The sequence below is a fragment of the Longispora sp. NPDC051575 genome, from assembly GCF_040681875.1.
Taxonomy (GTDB): Bacteria; Actinomycetota; Actinomycetes; order Mycobacteriales; family Micromonosporaceae; genus Longispora.
In genome coordinates, this window is sequence record NZ_JBFAZP010000008.1 from 53,512 (window position 1) to 73,761 (window position 20,250).

At 72.5% G+C, this 20,250-nt stretch carries 15 protein-coding genes and 1 pseudogene; 7 read left to right on the forward strand and 9 right to left on the reverse strand.

The window, feature by feature from the left end:
* Positions 1 to 30 precede the first annotated feature (30 nt).
* From AB0M43_RS24420 to AB0M43_RS24435, 4 genes are read right to left on the reverse strand one after another with little or no spacing between them, the layout of a single operon-like run.
* Positions 31 to 1,344 carry an MFS transporter gene (locus tag AB0M43_RS24420; RefSeq protein ID WP_363728086.1) on the reverse strand — a complete coding sequence of 438 codons (1,314 nt, stop codon included), beginning with the start codon at positions 1,342 to 1,344 and terminating at the stop codon, positions 31 to 33.
* A gap of 13 nt (positions 1,345 to 1,357) precedes the next feature.
* Positions 1,358 to 2,536, reverse strand: a complete 1,179-nt coding sequence (locus AB0M43_RS24425) for an aminotransferase class I/II-fold pyridoxal phosphate-dependent enzyme (protein WP_363728087.1) — start codon at positions 2,534 to 2,536, stop codon at positions 1,358 to 1,360.
* A gap of 12 nt (positions 2,537 to 2,548) precedes the next feature.
* Positions 2,549 to 2,965: a GFA family protein gene (locus AB0M43_RS24430; RefSeq protein ID WP_363728088.1), complete on the reverse strand. Its 417-nt coding sequence runs from the start codon at positions 2,963 to 2,965 to the stop codon at positions 2,549 to 2,551.
* A gap of 12 nt (positions 2,966 to 2,977) precedes the next feature.
* Entirely contained in the window at positions 2,978 to 3,886 is a 909-nt protein-coding gene (locus AB0M43_RS24435; RefSeq protein WP_363728089.1) for a 2OG-Fe dioxygenase family protein, read from the reverse strand.
* A gap of 208 nt (positions 3,887 to 4,094) precedes the next feature.
* On the opposite strand from AB0M43_RS24435, the gene AB0M43_RS24440 reads away from it, so the two are divergent.
* From AB0M43_RS24440 to AB0M43_RS24450, 3 genes and pseudogenes are all read left to right on the forward strand, one after another.
* Positions 4,095 to 5,432, forward strand: coding sequence for a peptide ligase PGM1-related protein (locus tag AB0M43_RS24440; RefSeq protein ID WP_363728090.1), 1,338 nt, complete (start codon positions 4,095 to 4,097; stop codon positions 5,430 to 5,432).
* Positions 5,433 to 5,480: 48 nt separating this feature from the next.
* Positions 5,481 to 6,095 (forward strand): annotated as a pseudogene (locus tag AB0M43_RS24445) (chloramphenicol phosphotransferase).
* Positions 6,096 to 6,329: 234 nt separating this feature from the next.
* Positions 6,330 to 7,841, forward strand: coding sequence for an alpha/beta hydrolase (locus AB0M43_RS24450; protein ID WP_363728091.1), 1,512 nt, complete (start codon positions 6,330 to 6,332; stop codon positions 7,839 to 7,841).
* Positions 7,842 to 7,934: 93 nt separating this feature from the next.
* Here the strand turns inward: AB0M43_RS24450 and AB0M43_RS24455 are convergent, their stop codons facing one another.
* Together AB0M43_RS24455 and AB0M43_RS24460 are read right to left on the reverse strand one after the other, a co-directional pair.
* The gene (locus AB0M43_RS24455; RefSeq protein ID WP_363728551.1) at positions 7,935 to 8,582 is read right to left on the reverse strand and encodes a response regulator transcription factor; all 648 of its coding nucleotides are present in this window, start codon (positions 8,580 to 8,582) and stop codon (positions 7,935 to 7,937) included.
* 70 nt (positions 8,583 to 8,652) lie between these two features.
* The gene (locus tag AB0M43_RS24460) at positions 8,653 to 9,864 is read right to left on the reverse strand and encodes a sensor domain-containing protein (RefSeq protein WP_363728092.1); all 1,212 of its coding nucleotides are present in this window, start codon (positions 9,862 to 9,864) and stop codon (positions 8,653 to 8,655) included.
* A gap of 179 nt (positions 9,865 to 10,043) precedes the next feature.
* Here AB0M43_RS24460 and AB0M43_RS24465 point away from each other — a divergent pair, with 179 nt between their 5' ends.
* The gene (locus AB0M43_RS24465; protein ID WP_363728093.1) at positions 10,044 to 11,114 is read left to right on the forward strand and encodes an MFS transporter; all 1,071 of its coding nucleotides are present in this window, start codon (positions 10,044 to 10,046) and stop codon (positions 11,112 to 11,114) included.
* Positions 11,115 to 11,119: 5 nt separating this feature from the next.
* A complete protein-coding gene (locus tag AB0M43_RS24470; RefSeq protein ID WP_363728094.1) occupies positions 11,120 to 11,356 on the forward strand; it encodes a hypothetical protein in 237 nt (78 codons plus the stop codon).
* On the opposite strand, the gene AB0M43_RS24475 is transcribed toward AB0M43_RS24470, so the two are convergent.
* From AB0M43_RS24475 to AB0M43_RS24485, 3 genes are read right to left on the reverse strand one after another with little or no spacing between them, the layout of a single operon-like run.
* Entirely contained in the window at positions 11,353 to 11,571 is a 219-nt protein-coding gene (locus AB0M43_RS24475; RefSeq protein WP_363728095.1) for a hypothetical protein, read from the reverse strand. The genes AB0M43_RS24470 and AB0M43_RS24475 overlap by 4 nt on opposite strands.
* A 58-nt stretch (positions 11,572 to 11,629) precedes the next feature.
* Complete coding sequence (otsB, locus tag AB0M43_RS24480; RefSeq protein WP_363728096.1) at positions 11,630 to 14,185, reverse strand: trehalose-phosphatase; 2,556 nt, start codon at positions 14,183 to 14,185, stop codon at positions 11,630 to 11,632.
* Complete coding sequence (locus AB0M43_RS24485) at positions 14,182 to 15,633, reverse strand: trehalose-6-phosphate synthase (protein WP_363728097.1); 1,452 nt, start codon at positions 15,631 to 15,633, stop codon at positions 14,182 to 14,184. The genes otsB and AB0M43_RS24485 overlap by 4 nt, the downstream gene beginning before the upstream one ends.
* Positions 15,634 to 15,892: 259 nt before the next feature.
* Here AB0M43_RS24485 and AB0M43_RS24490 point away from each other — a divergent pair, with 259 nt between their 5' ends.
* Positions 15,893 to 17,524 carry a hypothetical protein gene (locus tag AB0M43_RS24490; RefSeq protein WP_363728098.1) on the forward strand — a complete coding sequence of 544 codons (1,632 nt, stop codon included), beginning with the start codon at positions 15,893 to 15,895 and terminating at the stop codon, positions 17,522 to 17,524.
* A gap of 102 nt (positions 17,525 to 17,626) precedes the next feature.
* Entirely contained in the window at positions 17,627 to 20,218 is a 2,592-nt protein-coding gene (locus AB0M43_RS24495; protein ID WP_363728099.1) for a fibronectin type III domain-containing protein, read from the forward strand.
* Positions 20,219 to 20,250: the final 32 nt, after the last annotated feature.

The following is a 20,250-nucleotide window of genomic DNA, read 5'->3' on the forward strand; positions in this document are numbered from 1 at the left end:
CCCGACCGGGGGCACGCGCGGGGAGCCCCCTCACCCCTGCCCGATGCCCCCGTCCCGGGGCAGTCGGAAGACCGACCCCCCGATCATCGGCAGGGCACTGGCCAGCATCCCCACGGCGCACACCCACAGGGCGTTGCGTTCCCCGACGACCTCGACCAGGAAGCCGCCGAGCAGCCCGCCGACCGGCATCATGCCCCACATCACGAACCGCATGGCCGAGTTCATCCGCCCGTGCAGCTCGGGCGGGCAGATTGCCTGGCGGTACGTGATCTGGGCGACGTTCTGGATGGCGCTGCCGCCGATGTACGCGGCGTACCCGATCGGGTAGAGCACCACCAGCCAGCCCGCGCCCACCAGCGGCATGAGCAGCAGCAGCGGGAACGTCACCGCGAACGGCAGCCACAGCGTGCGCGCCAACCCGAACCGCGACACGACCCGGTTGGCGAACACGCTGCCGATCACCCCGCCGAGCGCGATGGCCCCGGTCACCACGCCGTACGCGGCGGCCCCCAGGCCGAGGGTGTTCACGAGCAGCAACGGCTGGGCGGTGAGCAGCGCGTACTCGAACAGCAGCGCGATCATGCCGTGCAGCGCGACCCGGCGGAGAATCGGCTGGCCGGCGACGTACCGCAGGCCGGTGGTCAGCTCCCGGTGCAGCTTCGGCCGCGCGCCGACCCGGCGGACCTCCGGTTCCCGGGGCCGGATCCGGCCGAGCAGCGCGGCGGAGACCAGGTGGCAGGCCGCGTTGAACGCCACCGCGCCCGAGGCGGTCAGCCACTGGACCAGCACCCCGGCCGCCGGCGACCCGACGAGCAGGCTGCCGTTCCCCGCCACCTCCAGTTTGCTGAAGCCGGCGAGCAGGCGGTCCTTCCCCACCAGGTACGACACGTAGCTCTGCTGTGCCACGTCGAAGAAGACGTTGCCGACCCCGGTGACCAGGGCGACCACGTACAGCTGTTCCAGGGTGAGCGCCCCGAACACCAGCGTCACCGGCACCGACAGGAGCGCCACCGCGCGGACCAGGTCGGCGGCCACCATCACCGGCCGTTGCCGCAGCCGGTCCAGCCAGATCCCGGCCGGCAGCGCGACGACCAGGAAGGCCAGCGTGCTCGCCATCACCAGGAGCCCCACCTGCCGGGCGTCGGCGCGCAGCACGAGCACCGCGATCAGCGGCAGCGCGACGAGGGTGACCTGGCCGCCGGTGCGGCTGACCGCCTCCGAGGCGAACAACAACTGGAACCCTCGATGGGTACGCAGCAGGTCGTCGGCCGGCCGTTCGCGCTCCCGCGCGTCCACGGTCACGACGGGTCCGCGTTCCGCGCCGCCGGGGGACCGCCCGACCATGGTTCCCTGATCCTCAACGGACTGACCTCCGAGTTGTCGTCGACCGGGCGGGTTCCACCGCGTCGGCGGCCCGAGCCAGCCGGCGCACGATCCCGGTGAGGATCGCGGGGGTGGTGGCGAAGTTGAGCCGGACGAAACCCGCGCCGGGCGGGCCGAACTCGGCGCCGTCCATCACGGTCACCGCCGCGCGTCCGGCGAGGTCCGGCGGGTAGCCGCGCAGGTCGAGCCAGCCCAGGTACGTGCCCTCGGGCGGGGTGTAGCCGGCCCCCGGCAGGTGCGCGCCGAGCAGGTCGGCCAGCAGGTGCCGGTTGTGGTCGAGCCGGGCGAGCACCGTGTCGAGCCACGGCCCGCCGGTCAGGTACGCGGCCGTGGCGGCCAGCACGCCCAGGGTGGCGGTGCCGTCGGTGTGCAGCCGCCCGAGTTCGTCCCACCGCCTCCGGTCGGCGTCGTTGCTGGTCAGCAACTGCGCGCACTTCAACCCCGCCAGGTTCCACGCCTTCGACGTCGAGGTGGCCGTCACCGCGTGCCCCGCCGCCGCCTCGCAGGTGGTCACGTACGGGACGTGCCGGTGCCCCGGATAGACGAGGGGAGCGTGCACCTCGTCGCTGAACACCCGGCCGCCGTGCCGTGCCACGACCTCCGCGACGGCCAGCAGTTCGGCGCGCTCCATGACCGCGCCGAGCGGGTTGTTGGGGTTGCACAGCACGAGCAGCCCGCCGCCGGCCGCGAAGGCACGGTCCAGCGCGTCCAGGTCGTAGCCGTAGCGGCCGCCGGACTCGACCATCCCGAGCTCGATGACCCGCCGACCGAGCAGCCGGGGGACGGCCAGGAACGGCGGGTACGCGGGCACCGGCACGATCACGGCCGAGCCGGGCCGGGAGAAGCGGTCGACGGCCACGTGCAGGGCGCGGATCACGTCCGGCAACGGGTGCACGTCCGCGGGCGACACGTCCCAGCCGTACCTGTCGCGCTGCCAGCCGGCGCACGCCTCGGCCAGTCGGGCCGTCAGCCGCGCCGTCAGGTACCCGAGCTGGTTGCGGCGCACCCCGTCGAGCAACGCCTCCGTCACGCCGGGCGCGGTCCCGAAGTCCATCTCGGCGACACACGCCGCCAGCCGCCCCGGGCCGGCCAGCTCCCACTTGAGCCCGCCGCGCTCGCGCACCGCGTCGACCGTGAGGGCATCCCTCGACATCCGCGAGCTCCCCTACTCCGTCAGCACGTGTTTGCCGGCGGCGATGCTCGCGTCCCAGTTCTGGCCGTCGAACTCCACGAACTCGATGTGTTCCGCGGCGGCCAGGTCCAGACATCGGGCGTTGACACTGAAATAGCCGGTGGGATGCGACCGGGGACGGTAGAACGGCATGACCCCGCAGACCGAACAGAAGGTGTGGTCGGCGATACAGTTCCCGAACCGGTACGGCTTGAGGTACTGCTGGCCCTGCTTCAGGGTGAACTGCTCCTCCGGGACCATCAGCTCCTGATGACCGTGCCGGTGACAGATCCCGCAATTGCACAGTGTGATGGTCAGGTTCCGGCTGGCCGCCGCGGAGAAGGTCACGCCGCCGCAGTGACAGCTGCCGTCGTACCACACGCGCTCGATGGTCTGGACCTGGTGCGTCATGGTGTACTCCGCTCAGTTCACGAGGGCGATCGCGGGAACGGCCGCGGGGATGTCGAACGACAGGGGCAGCGTCCGGTGCGGGGCGACCGAGTCGTACCGGAACGACACGTGCCCCTGCTCGGCGGGCTTCCGGGTGAAGAAGATGAGCATGTCCCGCAGCGCCGGCTCCGCGTCGTCGATCTGGTGCACCGGCGACACACTGTGCTTGTACTCGTGATCGACCAGCAGCAGGGTGTCCAGGAAGTCGCGGTGCTGCACCCTGCCCCTGACCAGCGCCGGATCCGCCTCGTTCCACCGGTTGCCGTTGACCTCCGCCATGTCGTGCAGGAACGTCGCCGCGCTGTCGCCGGTCATGTTCCGCGAACCGAGGAACGTGGTCATCGTGTGGTCCACCCCGTCGGAGTGCACGCCCTCCAGCGCCGGTTCGCCCAGCAGGCCCGGGGTCGTGACGGTCCTGAGGTTGAACAGGGTGCAGATCCACTCGGCCCGGTCGTAGTCCAGCCGGGGCCGCCGGGCGATGTCGACGTCGTTGACGACGAGGAACTGGAAGACGAGCAGCGCCTGGAGCGCGGTGTTGTGCTGCAGGTCGTCCTGTACCTCGACGAATCTGCGCAGCGTCTCCGAGTCGTGCCGGACGAAGTCCTCCTCGCGGGAGAGCACGAAGGGCTGCGGTTCCAGCCGGTAGCCGCGCCGGGTCTTCGGGTCCAGGCAGAACCGCCCGTTCCTGCTCCGGCGGAACGGCAGCGTCGGGTCCGACTCCAGCTGGTCGCTCACGAGTTTCAGCCGCTCGAAATCCTCGTCCGTCGCGCCGAGCGAACTCAGCAGCGGAACCATGCCCGCCCCGTCGACGAACGCCCATCGGGTCCGGATGTACGCGGATCTGACATCCATGACCGTGGACATGGCGGATTCGAGTTTCACGGCCTTCACCACTTTCTGCGATGACCTGACGGCAAGCGTCCTGTGAGTCGTCATCTTGGTGGGAGCGGCGGGCCGGTGCTTCTTCTAAATTGCCATCACAGCGCGTGAGGAGAACCTGGCCCGGCGTGTGTCAGGAGAGCAGTTTGGGAGAAGACAATTCCCGGCCGTCGCGGAACCGTGGACCCCACGCCGAACCGAGGGGACGACCGTGCCGAAACTGATGTTCGCCAATTCGACCAGCCGCGTGATGGCGGCCCGGCCGGACGACGTCCCCGACGACGCGAAGGACTCCTACCGCTTCCTCGCCCACCGGATGCTGTGGTCGATGGAGGAGGGCGACATCGCGATCCTCCCGGGCGGGGTCAGCGAGACGTGGCTCGCGTACGTCGCCGAGCTGCTCGGCCTCGCGTCGCCCCCCACCGTGCTCTCCCTGCGCGACTACCCCGGCGACGGGTGGTACTCCGGCGGGCGCCCCCAGCTCGCCGACGCCCTGCGCGCCCTCATGGCCGCGAGCGGCACCACGGACCCGTGGCGCCTGGAGTGCTACATCCACGACCGGGACATCGCCGGCTGGGAGCGCCTGCTCGGCATCGGCGCGGCGGAGTCCGTCCGGTTCGCGCAGGGCACCGCCGAACTCGTCAACTCCAAGTCCGTGTTCCGGGCGATGGCGGCGGCCTGCGGCATCCCCGTCCCGGAGGGGCGGGTCGTCGACCGTGGCGCCGAGCTCGTCGACGCCGTGTCCGACCTGCTCGCCCGCACCGGGGCCGTCATCGTCAAGCAGGACGTGAACGCCGGCGGGGACGGCAACATCCTGCTGACCACGGTCGAGGGCGGCAAGGAGGCCGGCGCGCATTACGTGCTCCACCTGACCGCGACGGACCCCGCGACGGTCGCGAGGGCGCTTCGGCCCTACGGCCTGACGGACGTGCCCGACCTGCCGTCCGGCGCCAGCCCCGCGCGGCACATCGTCGAGGTCTACCACGAGTCGGTCCGCGAACTGTCCGCCGACATGTCCGTGCCGCTGACCGGCGCGCCGACGCTGATGAGCTACAGCGACCTGCGGATGGCCGAGACGTGGAAGGGCAGCATCTACCCGCCCCAGAACCTCACGCCCCGGCTGCACGCGCACCTCGGCGCGTACATGCAGCAGGTCGCCATCGCCGCCCAGCAGCTCGGCTACCACGGGCCGATGAACATCGACGCGATCGTGAACACGTCCGGCGAGCTGCTGTTCAACGAGTTCAACGGGCGGGTCGGCGGCACGACCGGCATCGACACCATCGGCCGGCGGCTCCTCGGCCAGGACTACCTCGACCACCACGTCCTCGCCTCGCGGATCGCCGTGCCCGCGCCCGGATGCGCCATCCTCACCAAGGCCCTCAGCGAGCGGGGGCTGCTGTTCACCCGGGGCTCGGACCACGGCGTGATCATCTACAGCGACACCACCGAGGAGACGGGCACGGTCGAGTACGTGGTGGTCGGGCGCGGCTGGGACGACACCTTCCGCGCGGAGGAGCAGCTGGAGCGGGTGCTGGACGAGCTCTGACGCCCGTTCCGGTCAGCGGCCCGGGCGCGACCGTGGTGAACTGTGCGCATGACCGACCCAGGCCGACCAGGGCAGATCGTCATCCTGAACGGGGCCGGGCGCTCCGGGAAGTCCAGCATCGCGGCGGCCGTGCAGGACCGGCTCCCGGGCGTCTGGATGAACCTCGGCGTCGACTCGTTCATGGCCATGACCCCGAAACACCTCCAACCCGGCATGGGGTTACGCCCCGGCGGTGAGGCCCCCGACCTCGAACCCCTGGTCGTGACCCTCTACGCCGCCCTGTACGAGTCGATCGCCGCCCACAGCCGCCTCGGCCTCAACGTCGTCGCCGACACCCTGCACCACGACAACTACTCCGTCCCGCGCGGCATCCTGCCCGACGCCGCCCGCCGGCTCGCCGGGCTCCCCGTGCTGTTCGTCGGCGTGCGCTGCCCGATCGAGGTGATCCGGCAGCGCCGCCGGGACACCTGAGGCGGCGTCGGGTACCGGGAGGGCGGGACGGTGGCCGACCCGGTGCGGCTGTGGCAGGAGGCCGTGCACGACCCGGGGATCTACGACCTCGAAGTGGACACCTCGAAACTCACCCCGGAGGAGTCCGCCGAACTGATCGCGCTCCGGCTCCGGATCGGCCCAGCCCCGACGGCGTTCCGCGACCTCGCCTGAGGGTGCCCGCCGGGCCCGACCCGGGCGCCCGGTCCCCGCGTCACGTCACGGTGGGGCGCCGCGACCCGATGGCGTGGTGCGCCCCTGTCCCCGGTCCGTGGCGACCCCGGTAGAGCCAGGTCTACCCCGGCGTCGTCAGGTGGCGCTATCGTGCCGAACCCCTCCGGATTCCTAGGGTCGAAGCAGACCGAGGGCACGTGCCCGGTCGGTCCCGAATCCTGTGAGGACACACCCATGCGCACGCTCAGAATCGCCGCCGCCGTGGGCACGGCGCTGCTCGTCGGCGTCGGCCCGGCGGTCAGCCCCGCCGCCGCCGGCCCACCGGGAGGCCCGGCCACCGGCGCCCCCCTCGCCTGGCACACCTGCGTCACCGGCCCCGACGACGAGTCCGGCGCGGCCCTCGAAGCCGCCGGCGCCCGGTGCGCCGAACTGGCCGTGCCCCTCGACTACTCCCGCCCGTACGGCCGGACGATCAGCGTCGCGCTGTCCCGGATCCCCGCCGCCGACCCGGCGCACCGGCGCGGTGTCCTGCTGCCCAACCCGGGCGGGCCCGGCGACCCCGCACTCGACCTGGTCGTCGAGCTGGCGGAGGTCGCGCCGGACCTGGCCGCCCGGTACGACCTGGTCGGGATGGACCCGCGCTTCGTGGGACGCAGTACCCCGCTGAAGTGTCAGTGGGACACCGGGCACTCCATGCGCGGCGCCGGCCCGAACCGGCAGACGTTCGCGGCGACCGCCGCCCGGGCCCGGGACCTGGCCGCCGGCTGCGTCCGGGGCAACGAGGGCCTGCTCGCGCACGCCTCCACCCGCAACACCGCCCGGGACATGGACCGGGTCCGCGCCGCCCTCGGCGAGCCCAAGGTGTCCTATCTGGGCTGGTCGGGGGGCAGTTACCTGGGCGCCGTGTACACCCAGCTGTTCCCGGGCCGGGTCGACCGGTTCGTGCTCGACAGCGCCGTGGACCCCGACGCCTACGGGCCCGGCGTGACCCGGGCGATGGGCGCGGCGACCGAGGCCGCCCTGCGCAACTGGGCCGGCTGGGCCGCGGGCCGCGACGCGACCTACCACCTGGGCGCGACCCGGGACGCGGTGCTCGGCACCGTCGCGCGGGTCGACCGGGCCGCCACCGCGCGCCCGCTGCGGGTGGGGGAGTTCACCGTCGACAGCCAACTGCTGCCGCTGCTGCTGTTCCTGCCGATCCGGTTCGACACCGACGAGGACTACGCGGGGATCGCCGCCGACGTGCGGGTCCTCGCCGACGCCGCCGACGGCCGCACGGTCACCCCGAGCCCGGGCCTGCTGCGCAACCTGACCCTGGTCACCGCGCCCGGGACCGGCGACGGCACCTTCCTGCTCTGCGCGGACCGGGCGGCCTCCCGCGACCCCGAGACCTACTACCGCGACATCCAGGCGCACCGGGCCACCGAGCCGCTGTTCGGGCCGCTGACCCGCAACATCACGCCCTGCGCGTACTGGCCGACCGCCCCGACCGAGGCGCCGACCCGGATCCGGAACACCGTGCCCGCCCTGATCGTCGGGGCCAGCGGGGATCCGCGCACCCCCTACCCGGGGCAGCTGGCCATGCACCGGGCGCTGGCCGGCTCGCGGATGGTCACCCTCGACGACGCGTACCGGCACCTGGTGTTCGGGGCGGAGGGCAACGCCTGCGTGGAGGGGGCGGTCAACAGGTACCTGCTCGACGGGGTGCTGCCCACCGCCGACCTGACCTGCGCGCGAACCCGCTGAGGTCGGCACCGCGCCGCCCGGGTCGGCCGAGCGACAGGCCGGTCCGGGCGGCACGGTGCGGCGGCCCGCGAGCAGGTCGGGTGCCCGTCGACGTCAGCGGCGCAGGTAGCTGAGGACGGCCAGGACCCGGCGGTGCCCGTCCTCCCCGCCGGCCAGCCCGAGCTTCGCGAAGATGTTGCCGATGTGCTTGGCCACCGCGGCGTCGCCCACCAGCAGTTCCCGGGCGATGGCCGCGTTGGCCCGGCCCTCGGCCATCAGCGCCAGCACCTCCCGCTCCCGGGGCGTCAGCGCGTCGAGCGGCCCGGCGACCCGCTGCCGGGACAACAGCTGCCGGACCACGTCCGGGTCGATCACCGTCTCCCCGGCGGCGACCCGGACCACGGCGTCGGCGAACTCGGACACCTCACCGATCCGGTCCTTGAGCAGGTAACCGACCCCGCCCCGCCCGGCCGGCCCGAGCAGCTCCGCCGCATAGGCCGTCGCCGCGTGCTGGGACAACACCAGAACGGCCATTCCCGGGTACGCGTCCCGCACCGCCACCGCCGCGCGCAACCCGTCGTCGGAGTGCCCCGGCGGCATCCGGACATCGGTCAACACCAGATCGGGCGGGTACTCCGCGACCGCCGCCGACAACGCCTCCGCGTCCCCGACCGCCGCCAGCACCGTGTGCCCGAACGACTCCAGCAGGCCGACCAGCCCGGCCCGCATCAGCACCGAGTCCTCGGCGACCACTACCCGCAGGCCCACGGCCCCTCCACCCCTGTCGACGTCGCCCCACCCGGAGGCCCACCCGGAGGCCCGGCCGCGTGGCCTATCCGCGCTGCCACGGCAGTTCCACCGTCACGGAGGTCGGCCCGCCCACCGGGCTGTGCACGACCAGCCTGCCGTCGAGGACCGCCGCCCGGTCCGCCAGGCCCTGCAATCCGGTGCCGGCGGCCAGGTCCGCCCCGCCCACCCCGTCGTCCACGACGCTCAGCACCAGCAGCCCGCCCCGGTGCCCGCCCCGCACCGTGATCCGCCCGGCGGAGGCGTGCCGGACCGCGTTGCTCACCGCCTCGGACACCACGAAGTACGCCGTGGACTCCACCGCCGACGGCGGGCGCGCGTCCAACCGGACAGCCAGCTCCATCGGTACCGGACACCGCTCCGCCAGCTCCTCCACCGCCGCCGCGAGCCCGTGGTCCGTGAGCAGCCGCGGATGGATGCCCCGGACCAGCTCCCGGATCCCGGACAGCGCCTGCCGGGCCTGCCGGTGCGCGTCCGCGACGAGGACCCCGGCCCGGCCGTCCCCGGGCAGTTCGCGGGCCGCCAACCCCAGGGTCATGCTGAGGAGTACCAGCTGCTGCTGCGCCCCGTCGTGCAGGTCCCGCTCGATCCGCCGCCGCTCCGCCTCGAACGCGGCCACCAGCCGGTCCCGCGACCTGGCCAGGTCACGCACCCGCCCCGCCTCGGTGGGCGCCAGCAACCAGCGGGCGAACTCGGCCTGCGCCCCGGCGAGCACGCACAGCCCGTACCCGACGAGCACCGTCAGCGGCAGCGCGCCCACCAGGCTGAACAGCACCGCCTCCCCGAACGTGTCCACCACGTGCGTGCCCAACCGCAGCCGCGCGTCGTTGCCGATCACCACGAACAGCGGCAGCAACAGCAGGACCAGGCACACGCCCAGCACGGCCAGCCCGACCAGGTCCACGGCCGGCAACAGGGTCAGCAGGCACAGCGCGTAACCGAACTCCCGCCAGGTCGCGCCTTCCCGCAGCCTGGTCGCCAGCCACGCGCGCCGACCCGGTTCCGCCGCCCGGTGCGGATCGGGCGCGCCGGCCGGGTGCACCAGCCGCAGCCGCCACCGCTCCCACCGGCCCACGGGCACCCCGACGAGCACCACCGTGGGCACGAGCACGGCCCAGCCGGCGACCGCGAACACCGGAGTGCTCACCAGGTACGCCAGGCACCGCCACGGCCACCAGGAGCGCAGGAAGCGCACCGGGCGGGCCATCGCGGGCCACAGGGCGGCTTCGCTCGACATACCGACGACGCTACTAGCCAGCCCGCCCCCGGGAACGGTCCCGGGAACCACCCCACCGGTAGACCGGGCACTACCACCGGTCACGCGGCCCGGGACCGCCGGGCACCGGTACCCGTCGAGGGGTCTGTGGTCGCGGGCACGGGACAGCGAAGGTCGCGGCTTTCGCGCAGACTGGCCGGGTGCTGATCAACCGCAACTACCGGTATGTCTGGCTGGGCCAGGCCGTCTCCCTGGTCGGGGAAATGGTCTTCCAGACCACCCTCCTGTTGTGGGTGGCCACGGTCCTCCTGAAGGGCAAGTCCTACGCGCCCATCGCCAGCTCGGCCGTCCTGATCGTCGCCTCGGCCGCCACCGTCCTCGTCGCCCCGGTCGCCGGCGTCTACGTCGACCGGTGGAACAAGAAACGCACCATGCTCGCGGCCGACCTGATCCGGGCGGGGCTGATCGCGCTGCTCGCCGGGTTCGCGTTCCTGCCCGCCGGCAGCGTGCCGGTGCTGGTGGTGCTGCTGCTCACCGGGCTGACCGTCGCGCTGACGACGGCCGTGTCCCAGTTCTTCAACCCCGCCCGGTCGGTACTCATCGGCGACGTCGTCCCCGAGGACCAGCGCGGCCGGGCCGCCGGATACGGGTACGCCACCATGGCGCTCGCCTCGATCGTCGGCCCGCCGCTGGCCGCCCCGCTGCTGTTCTCGGTCGGCCCCCAGTGGGCGCTGATCGCCAACGCCGCCTCGTTCCTGGCCTCCTACCTGGCGATCCGGGCGGTCCGACTCCCCGCCGCCGAGGTGCTGCCCGCCCCGAGGGCCGACGCCAGCGTCCGGGGCGAACTCGTCGCCGGCCTGAGGCTGTTCGGCCGGAGCCGGGCGCTGGTCGGACTCCTCGTCGTGGTCGTGCTGTCCATGCTCGGGGTGGGGGCGTTCAACGCGCTCGAGGTGTACTTCATCCAGGAGAACCTGCACGTCGGCGCGCACTGGCTCGGCATCCTCGGCGCGGTGTACGGCGGCGGCTTCCTGGCCGGTTCGCTCCTCGGCGGCCGGCTGGGCGACCGCTTCGGCCACGGTCTGACCTACCGGCTCAGCGTCGTGGCCTTCGCCGTCACGTTCCTCGGCTACGCCCGGTCCACCGGCATCGTCGCGGGCATCGCCGCGCTGACCGCGCTGGGCCTGTCCCTCGGCGTCCTCAACACCGTGATGACCCCGATCGTGCTCCGCCTCGTACCCAGGGAGTACCAGGCCGGTTCTGGGCCACCCTGATCCCCGTGAACAGCGTCGCGTCGATCGGCTCCATGGCCCTGGCCGGGGCGGTCGCCGGCTCGCTGTCCCCGGACTTCCGGCTGGACCTGGGCTGGGTGGCGTTCGGCCGGATGGACCTCATCTTCACCGTCGGCGCGATGATCGCCCTGGTCGGCGCGGGCTACTGCCTGATCGCCATGCGCGGCATCGACGAGCCCGCCGGGGAGGACGCGGCGCCGGCCCCGGTACCCGTCGAGATCTAGAGTTTGTCCGGGGTGATCACGGGATCCGAGCGCTCCGCCTGGATCTGGATCTCGATCCGGGTCTCGGCGGCGGTCGGCCGGTAGATCTCGTCGAACACGCCGAGCGCGGCGCTCGCGGTGCCCCGACGCCGGGCCCGGAGCGCCAGCCAGCCGAGGCCGCCGGCGATCCCGCCGTAGACCGCGAAGGTCACCACCGCCGTGAGAAACCCATCCATGCGCGCAACTGTACGTCGGGAACCCGGGGAGGGCGTCTCGGCGCCCTCCCCGGGGCCGTCAGGCGTCCAGGAGCTGGGCGCAGCGGATCAGCCCGAGGTGCGAGTACGCCTGGGGGTGGTTGCCCAGGGTGCGCTCGTTCACGGGGTCGTACTGCTCGGGCAGCAGCCCGGTCGGGCCGGCGCAGTCGAGGACCTGCTGGAACAGCTCCTCGGCGTCGTGCCGGCGACCCGTCAGCAGGTAGGCCTCCACCAGCCAGGTCGCGCAGATGATGAAGCCGCCCTCGACGCCGGGCAGACCGTCGTCGGAGTTGTAGCGGTAGACGGCCGGCCCGCTGCGCAGCTCCGCCTCGACGGCCAGCACCGTGGACAGGAACCTCGGGTCGTCCGCCGGGAGCAGCCCGGACAGGCCGATCCACAGCGAGGCGGCGTCGAGGTCGGTGGACCCGTACGCGGCCGGGTACGCCTTCATGTCCTCGCTCCAGCCGAGCTTGAGGACGTTGTCGGCGATCTGGTCGCGCAGCACCCGCCAGCCCTCGCCCTGCGGCATGCCGTGCCGGTCGGCCGCCCTGATGGCGCGGTCGACGGTCTGCCAGCACATCACCTTCGAGTACACGTGGTGCCGCGGGGGCAGCCGCGCCTCCCACAGCCCGTGGTCGGGCTCGTGCCAGCGGCGCTCCACGGCGGACACCATCGCCTCGATGATGCCCCACTCGTACTCGGTGACCTTGCCGCGGTGCTCGGCGACCGCCGCCACCAGATCGGCGATCGGGCCGAACACGTCGAGCTGGACCTGCCGGTTGGCCGCGTTGCCGACCCGCACCGGGCGCGAGCCGGCGTAGCCGGGCAGGTTCTCGATCACGGCCTCGGCCCCGAGGTCGGTGCCGTCCAGGGTGTACAGCGGGTGCAGGCGCTCCGGGTGTCCGCCGGTGCGCTCGACACAGCCGGCCACCCAGGTCAGGTACGCCTCCGCCTCGTGCACGGAACCCAGGTCCACCAGGGCGCGGGCGGTCATCGCCGCGTCGCGCAGCCAGCAGTAGCGGTAGTCCCAGTTCCGGATGCCGCCGATGGTCTCCGGCAGCGAGGTGGTCGCCGCCGCCAGGATCGCGCCGGTCGGGGCGTCGCACAGGGCCCGCAGGGTCAGCGCCGAGCGGAGCACCTCCTCGCGGGCCACCTTCGGCGGGTTGAGCCCGGACAGCCACGCCCGGTTCTCCGCGTCCACCGCGTCCCGCCGGACCAGCGCCGCCACGGTGGGCGCCGTCAGGTCCGAGGTGCCGCAGCGCAGCTCGATCGTGTACTCGCCGCCCATCGCCGCGAGGTCCACCACGGCCCGCGCGGTGTCGTGCCCGGCGTCGTCCTGGATGTCCCACTCCAGGCCGGGCGCGTACAGCGCGATGGGTTCGTTGGAGCCGAGTACCTGCAGGCCGCCGTCGCCCATGGGCTGGAGCCGCACCGGCACCTGCCCGAACTCCGGACGCGGCGCGAACGTGATCTGGGCCCGCTCCTCGCCGGCGAGGTGCCGGACCAGGATCGTCTGGTCGGCGTCGGTGTGCGAGGCGTCCAGCCAGTCGGTGACGGTCAGCCCCGACCAGCGGGTCTCCACGACCATCGACGCCTGCCGGTACCGCTGGCCGAGCAGCGGGCGGCCGGGCCGGGCGGGGGAGATCGTGCAGTGCCCGGCCGACTCGCCACCGAGCAGGTCCGCGAACAGCGCCGCGGAGTCCGAACGCGGGTGGCACATCCACGTGACCCGGGCGTCGGGGGTGAGCAGGGCGACGTTGCGGCCGTTGCCGAGCATGGTGTGCCGCTCGATCGGCACGGAACGCTCGCCCAGCAGCCAGTTGCGCCGGATCTCGAACAGCGTCGCCAACAGCAGGGCGACGCTCTGCGGGTCGGCGACCCGGTGCTTGGCGCGGGACTCGCCCGGCCCGACCTTGATGCCCAGGTCGGGGCCCTGGAGGTGCGCGAACGCGTTCTCGTCGGTGACGTCGTCGCCGACGAACAGCACCGCGTGCGCGCCGAGCTGGGCCCGGAGCCGGTCGAGCGCGGTGCCCTTGTTCGTGGGGATCACCGCGAGCTCGATCACCTCCTTACCCTCGCCGGCGTGCACGCCCTCCCAGAGCGCGCAGCCGCCGCGGACCGCCTCGAGGACGGCGGTGGCGGTCGTCCGGTCGGCCTCGCGGGTGTGCACCGCGATGCTGGCCGGCTTGACCTCCAGCTTGATGCCGGGCTGGCCCCGGGTGATCTCGACGAGCTTGGCGTGCAGCCGGGCGTGCAGTTCGAGGGCCTCGGCCGGCAGGCCGTGCACGAAGCCCACGTCGAACTCGGAGCCGTGGCTGCCGACGAGGTGGATCTCGCTGGGCAGTCGGGACAGGGCGGCCAGGTCGCGCAGGGCCCGACCGGAGATCACCGCCGCCTGGGTGTCGGGGAGGCTGGACAGCGCCCGGAGCGCGGCGACGCCCTCCTGGAGCGGTGTGGCCGCGGACGGGTCGGTCACGATCGGCGCGAGCGTGCCGTCGTAGTCGCAGGCGACGAGCAGTTTCGGCACCCGGGCGAGGTGGATGAGGGCGGCGCGAAGCCCCGCGTCCAGCGACGCGGCGACATTGTGCATGGTCATGCTATGTGCTCCCGCGGCAGCGCCTCGTCGGCGCTGTCGTTGTCGTTGTCATCGAAACGTGAGTCGATCCCCAGGGCGGCGAGGAATGACCGGGCCCAGAACTGGACGTCGTGGCTGCGGACCTGTCGGCGCAGCGCGCGCATCCGGCGGCTCAGCTCGGCCGGGGAGGCGTGCGCGGCGGTGAGCACGGCCTCCTTGAGCCCGTCGAGGTCGTGCGGGTTGACGAGATACGCCTGGCGGAGGTCTGCCGCGGCACCCGCGAACTCGCTGAGCACGAGGGCCCCGCCGAGGTCGACACGCGCCGCCACGTACTCCTTGGCCACCAGGTTCATCCCGTCTCTCAGAGGTGTAACCATCATCACATCCGCCGCGAGGTAGAGCGCAGCCAGCTCCCGCAACGAGTACGACTGGTGCAAATAGTGCACAGCGGGCAAACCTACCCGACCGAAGTCGCCGTTGATCCGGCCCACCTCGCGCTCCACCTTGACCCTGAGCTGGTGATAGTGCTCCACGCGCTCCCGGCTCGGCGTGGCGACCTGCACCATCACCGTGCCCGGTACGCCGAGCTTGCCGTCGCTCAGCAGCTCCCGGTACGCCTTCAACCGGTGTTCGATGCCCTTGGTGTAGTCGAGCCGGTCCACGCCGAGGATCACGGTCTCCGGGTCGCCCAGCTCCTGGCGGATCTCCTTCGCCCGGGCCCGGACGTCGGGGTCGGCCGCCACCGACTCGATCGCGTGCGTGTCGATGGAGATCGGGAACGCCCCGGCCTGCACCAACCGGCCCTCGGCCTCGACGACCGCGCCCCGGGGACGCAGGCCGAGCAGGTGCCGGGCGAGCCGGAGGAAGTTCTGCGCGGCCAGCGGGCGCTGGAAGCCGACCAGGTCCGCGCCGAGCAGGCCGCGGAGCAGTTCGACCCGGCGGGGGAGCTGCATGAACAGCTCGACCGGCGGGAACGGGATGTGCAGGAAGAAGCCGATCCGCACGTCCGGGCGCAGCTCGCGGAGCATCGCCGGCACGAGCTGGAGCTGGTAGTCCTGCACCCAGACCACGGCACCGGGCGCGGCGAGCTCGGCGGCCTGCCGGGCGAACCGCTCGTTCACCCGCTGGTAGCTGTCCCACCAGCTGCGGCGGAACACCGGGGGCTCGACCGCGTCGTGGTACAGCGGCCACAGCGTGCTGTTGGAGAAGCCCTCGTAGTACCGCTCGACCTCCTCGGCCGACAGTGGCACAGGGTGCAGCCGCATGCCGTCCAACTCGAAGGGTTCCGGTGCCGGCCCGGCGCTGCCCGACCAGCCGATCCAACCGCCCTTGGCGGCGGCCAGCACCGGGTGCAGGGCTGTGACCAGCCCGCCGGGGCTGCGCCGCCACTCCTTGCGCCCGTCCGGCAGGGTCACCTCGTCGACCGGCAGCCGATTGGCCACCACCACGAACGAACTAGTCGTCGTCACGTTGCGTACGCCTCCTCACGATGTCGGACCTGGGCGTACCCCACATGAGCCTACTGAATCCAGCCAGACACGGTGCGTACCGACGCAACGCGTGCGAAGCCGGTGAGTCGCGCTCCGCTAACCTCTCTGAACTGTGGAGACGAACCAGGAAACTTCCGGGCGTGGCGGGCTCCGGCGCGGAGATTTAGCCGTTTTCGGGGCTTTTTTCGCTGCTGCGATATACGTCACTGCCCAACTCTGGATCCATCCCACGGAACAGTTGCACGCCACCAACGGGACGGACCAGTCCTTCTTCCAGTGGATGCTGTCCCACGCCGCCTACGCGGTCACCCACGGCGTGAACCCCATGCACGACTCGATGATGAACGTGCCCGACGGCGTCAACCTGATGGCCAACACCTCGGTGCTCGCCCTCGCCATCCCGCTCATCCCGGTCACGCTGCTGTTCGGGCCGGCCGTGTCGTACCTGGTCATGCTGACCCTCGCGTTCGTCCTGACCTCCTGCTCCTGGTACTGGCTGCTGTCCCGGCACGTCGTCACCAGCAGGCTCGCCGCCTTCCTCGGCGCGGCGCTCTGCGGCTTCGGCCCCGGCATGATGTCCCAGGGCAACGGCCACCCGAACCTGGTCGCCCAGTTCCTCATCCCCGTGATCCTCTGGGCGGCGCTCCGGCTCCGGCACACCGGGCCGCTGCGGGGCGGGGCCGTCCTCGGCCTGCTCGTCGTGTGGCAGGCGTTCATCAACGAGGAGGTGCTGTTCCTGTCGGCGATCGGACTCGGGCTGTACGTCCTCGCGTACGCCGCCCTCGACCGCGACGCCGCGCGCGCCGCGTGGAAGCCGATGGCCGCCGGGCTCGGGGTCGCCTTCGTGGTCGCGGGGGCGCTGCTCGCGTACCCCCTCTGGTACCAGTTCTTCGGCTGGCAGAGCTACCGCAGCCTCCCGCTCGGCGTCGAGCACTACGGCGCGGACCTCGCGTCCTTCGCGTCCTTCTCCCGGCTGTCCCTGCTCGGCGACCCGGTGGTGGCCAACCGGCTCGCGCCCAACGCCTCGGAGGAGAACACCTTCTTCGGCTGGCCGCTGCTCGTCGCCGTCGTCGTCGCCGTCGCCTGGATGTGGCGCGAACACCGGGTCAAGGCCCTCGCCCTCGTCGGCGTCGTACTGTCCCTGTGCGCGCTCGGCCCCCGGGTCATGTCCTACGCGCAGGACACCGGGATCCCCGGCCCGTGGCGGCTGCTGGCCAGGCTGCCGCTGTTCGACACCGTCGTACCCGTCCGGATCGGCCTGTTCGTGCTGCCCGTCGTCGGGATCCTCACCGCCCTCGCCGTGCAGCGGCTGCTGGACGTCACCGCCGAGCGGCCCAACGTCCGCCGGGTCGCCTTCATCGGGGTGGCCGTCGTGCTCGTCCCGCTGCTGCCCGTACCCCTGCCCGCCACGCACGCCCCGGTGCCGAAGTTCATCGCCAGCGGCGCCTACGAGCCCTACGTCACCGGCGGCCGGTCCATGGTCACCCTGCCGCCCCCGCACGCGGGCGACGCGACCGTCATGCGCTGGTCGGCCTCGCGGAACCTCGACTTCCCCGTCGCGGCGGGTTACTTCCTCGGCCCGGGCGGCGACTTCGGCACCTCGCTGTTCGGACCGCCGAAGCGCGCCTCCGACCACCTGTTCACGAAGGTGATGCAGACCAGGGCGCCGTACCCGGTCACCGACGCCGACCGGTCCCGGGCCCGCGACGACCTGCGGTTCTGGAAGGCCGGCGCGATCGTGATGGTCCCGAAGGCCGACCCGGTGCAGGAGGACGCGATGCTGCGGACCGCGACCGACCTCTATGGATCTCCAACATGGACGGGCGAACTGTGGCTCTGGGACGCCCGGACCGTCCTCGACGGAAAGTGACTCCCTTCACGGCGAGTTAACGCCGGTCCTCCTATGCTCGCTCCGGCTCGGAGTGCGGTCGCGGGGAGCCTGCACACGAACATCCACGGAGGTTGACGGGGCATGGCGGTCAAGACACGGAAGTCCGGGGTGGTCGTCACCCTGGCCGTGACGGTGGGCCTGCTGGCCGCGGTGGCGCTGACGGTGTTCGGCCTGGGCATCGCGGACAAGGCCGTCGCGGTCTTCGACTCCAGCTCCTGGGTGTGGAGCGCCCGATCCGGCGAGCTGGGCCGGATCAACGGCCGGACCGCCGCCGTCGACACCCGGCACAAGGTCAAGGACTCCCAGGGCCACGACGTCCAGATCACCCAGAACGACCGGTACCTGATCGTCCGCGACCTCACCACCGGCAAGGTCAGCTCGCTGGACCTGACGACGCTCCAGGTGTCCGCCACGACCGAGACCGCCCCCGGCACCGGGGTGAGCATCGAGCTGAACAAGGACGTCGCGTTCCTGATCGACGGCGCCCAGGGCGCGGTGCGCCAGATCGACCCGCTCACCCTCACCCCGGTCGGCCAGCCGCTCCGCTTCCCGCCCGGCCTGCGCAGCGGCGGCTTCGACCAGGAGGGCCGGCTGTGGCTGGCCGTGCCCAGCGAGGGCACCGTCGTCGCCGTGCACGCCGGCGGCAAGGGCGCCGACGCGACGGTCGCGAAGACCGTCCCGGCCGCCGAACCCCGGCACGACATCTTCCTCTCGGTACTGGACAAGGGCGTCGCCGTCCTCGACCAGACCGCCGCCGCGCTGGTCACCATCTCCGGCGACCTCGTCCGGCGGATCCCGCTGCCCCTGGACAAGCCGGCCGCCGTCCCCGACCGCACCTCGGGCTCCGAGGTCCCGGTCACGGTCGCCGACGACCGGCACGTCTACGTCGTCCACCAGGACAAGGTCCGCGACTTCGCGGTCCCCGACCAGGGCACGGCCCTGCAGCCCGCCGTCGCCTGGGCCGGCTGGTTCTACGTCGCCGACACCCTCGGCCAGCGGGTCTACGTCATCAACGGCGAGGGCGCCCTCGTCGACCGGATCAAGCTCGACACCGGCGGCGGCCCCGTCGACCTCGACGTGCGCGAGGGCCGGCTGTTCATCAACGCGCCGGCCGGCTCCGGGGCGCAGGTCGTGGACGAGAAGCACAAGGCCACCCCGGTCAACAAGTACCCGGGCCAGGTTCCCGGGGGCGACCCGCCGCCGCCGGTGAAGAAGCCCGAGGAGAAGCCGCCGACGCCGCCCACCGGCCCGCCGAGCGCGCCCGGGGCGGTCACCGCGGTCGCCGGCAACGTCACGGCCACGGTCAACTGGACCCCGGCGGCGGACAACGGCCTGGGCATCACGAAGTACGTGGTCACCGGCGGCCCCGACCCCAAGCCCATCGAGGTCGGCGCCACCCAGCGCACGGTCACCGTGCCCGGCCTGACCAACGGCACCGCCTACACCTTCCAGGTGCACGCCGTGAACGCCAAGGGCCCCGGGCCCAAGCGGGCCGCGCCGCCGGTCACCCCGACCCGCGACGTCCCCGACCCGCCCGCCTCGGTGACCGCCACCGAGAACCCCGACGGCACGGTCAAGGTGACCTGGCCGGCGGCGAACGGGCAGGGCCACAAGATCGTGAAGTACACGGTGACGGCCGTCAGCACCAACGGCGACGTCGCGGCCGGCGAGTCGGCGACCCCGGAACTCGTGGTACCGGACAAGAAGCTCGTCTACGGCACGCAGTACGCGTTCTCGGTGGTGGCCGTCAACGACATCGGGGCGGGCAGCAAGCCGTCGCCGGTGAGCGCCTCGGTCACGCCGTACACGAAGCCGGACGCCCCGAGGAACCTCAGCGCGCAGACCGCGTCGAACCAGGCGGGCGCGGTCACGGTCAGCTGGGCGCGGCCGGCGGAGAACGGCCGGGCGCTGGAGAAGTACGTGGTGACGGCCAACGGCAAGGCCCAGGACGTGGGGGCCGCCGAGACCTCGGTGACCCTGACCGGCCTCGGCGACGGCAGGACGGTGAACGTCTCGGCGACGGCGGTGAACAAGGCCGGCGCGGGCAGGGCGGCCACCGCGTCCGCCACCACGGTCACCAAGCCGACGATGACGGTCACCGGGAACTCCGCGACGGTCACCGAGGTCAGCGTCGAGGTGAACGTCGGGGCGGGCGGCGGCACCCCCACCTGCACCCTGACGGTCGGCGGCAAGAGCGCGTCGGCGGCGTGCTCCGGCGCGGCCAAGCTCACGGTCGGCGGGCTGACCCCGTCCACCGACTACTCGTTCACCGTGGTCGCCACCAATGTGGCCGGTGCGAGCAACCAGGGCTCGGGCAACCAGCGGACGAACACGGTCCAGGGCGTGGCGGTGTGCAAGAACAACACGTCGAGCGGCGATCCGGCCCAGCGCACCTGGTGCAACGACCCGGCGAACGCGATGGCCGTCCGCAGTGGCACCTCGCTGAACAGCGGAAAGGTCGGTTCGGGCCGGGCCACCAACGGCCAGACCTACGATGCGATCTGCGTCACAACCGGCCAGGAGCTGGAGCCGTACGTCTACAACCAGCCGAAGAACAAGACCAACAAGTGGATCCGGATAAACTTCGGCGGTACGCAGGCGTACACCCCCTTTGCGTGGTTCAACCTGAATGGTTATGACATCAACTCGACGGGACCCCTACCTGGCTGTTAACTCACCGTCACCGTGCGTCGCACTGTCCTCCG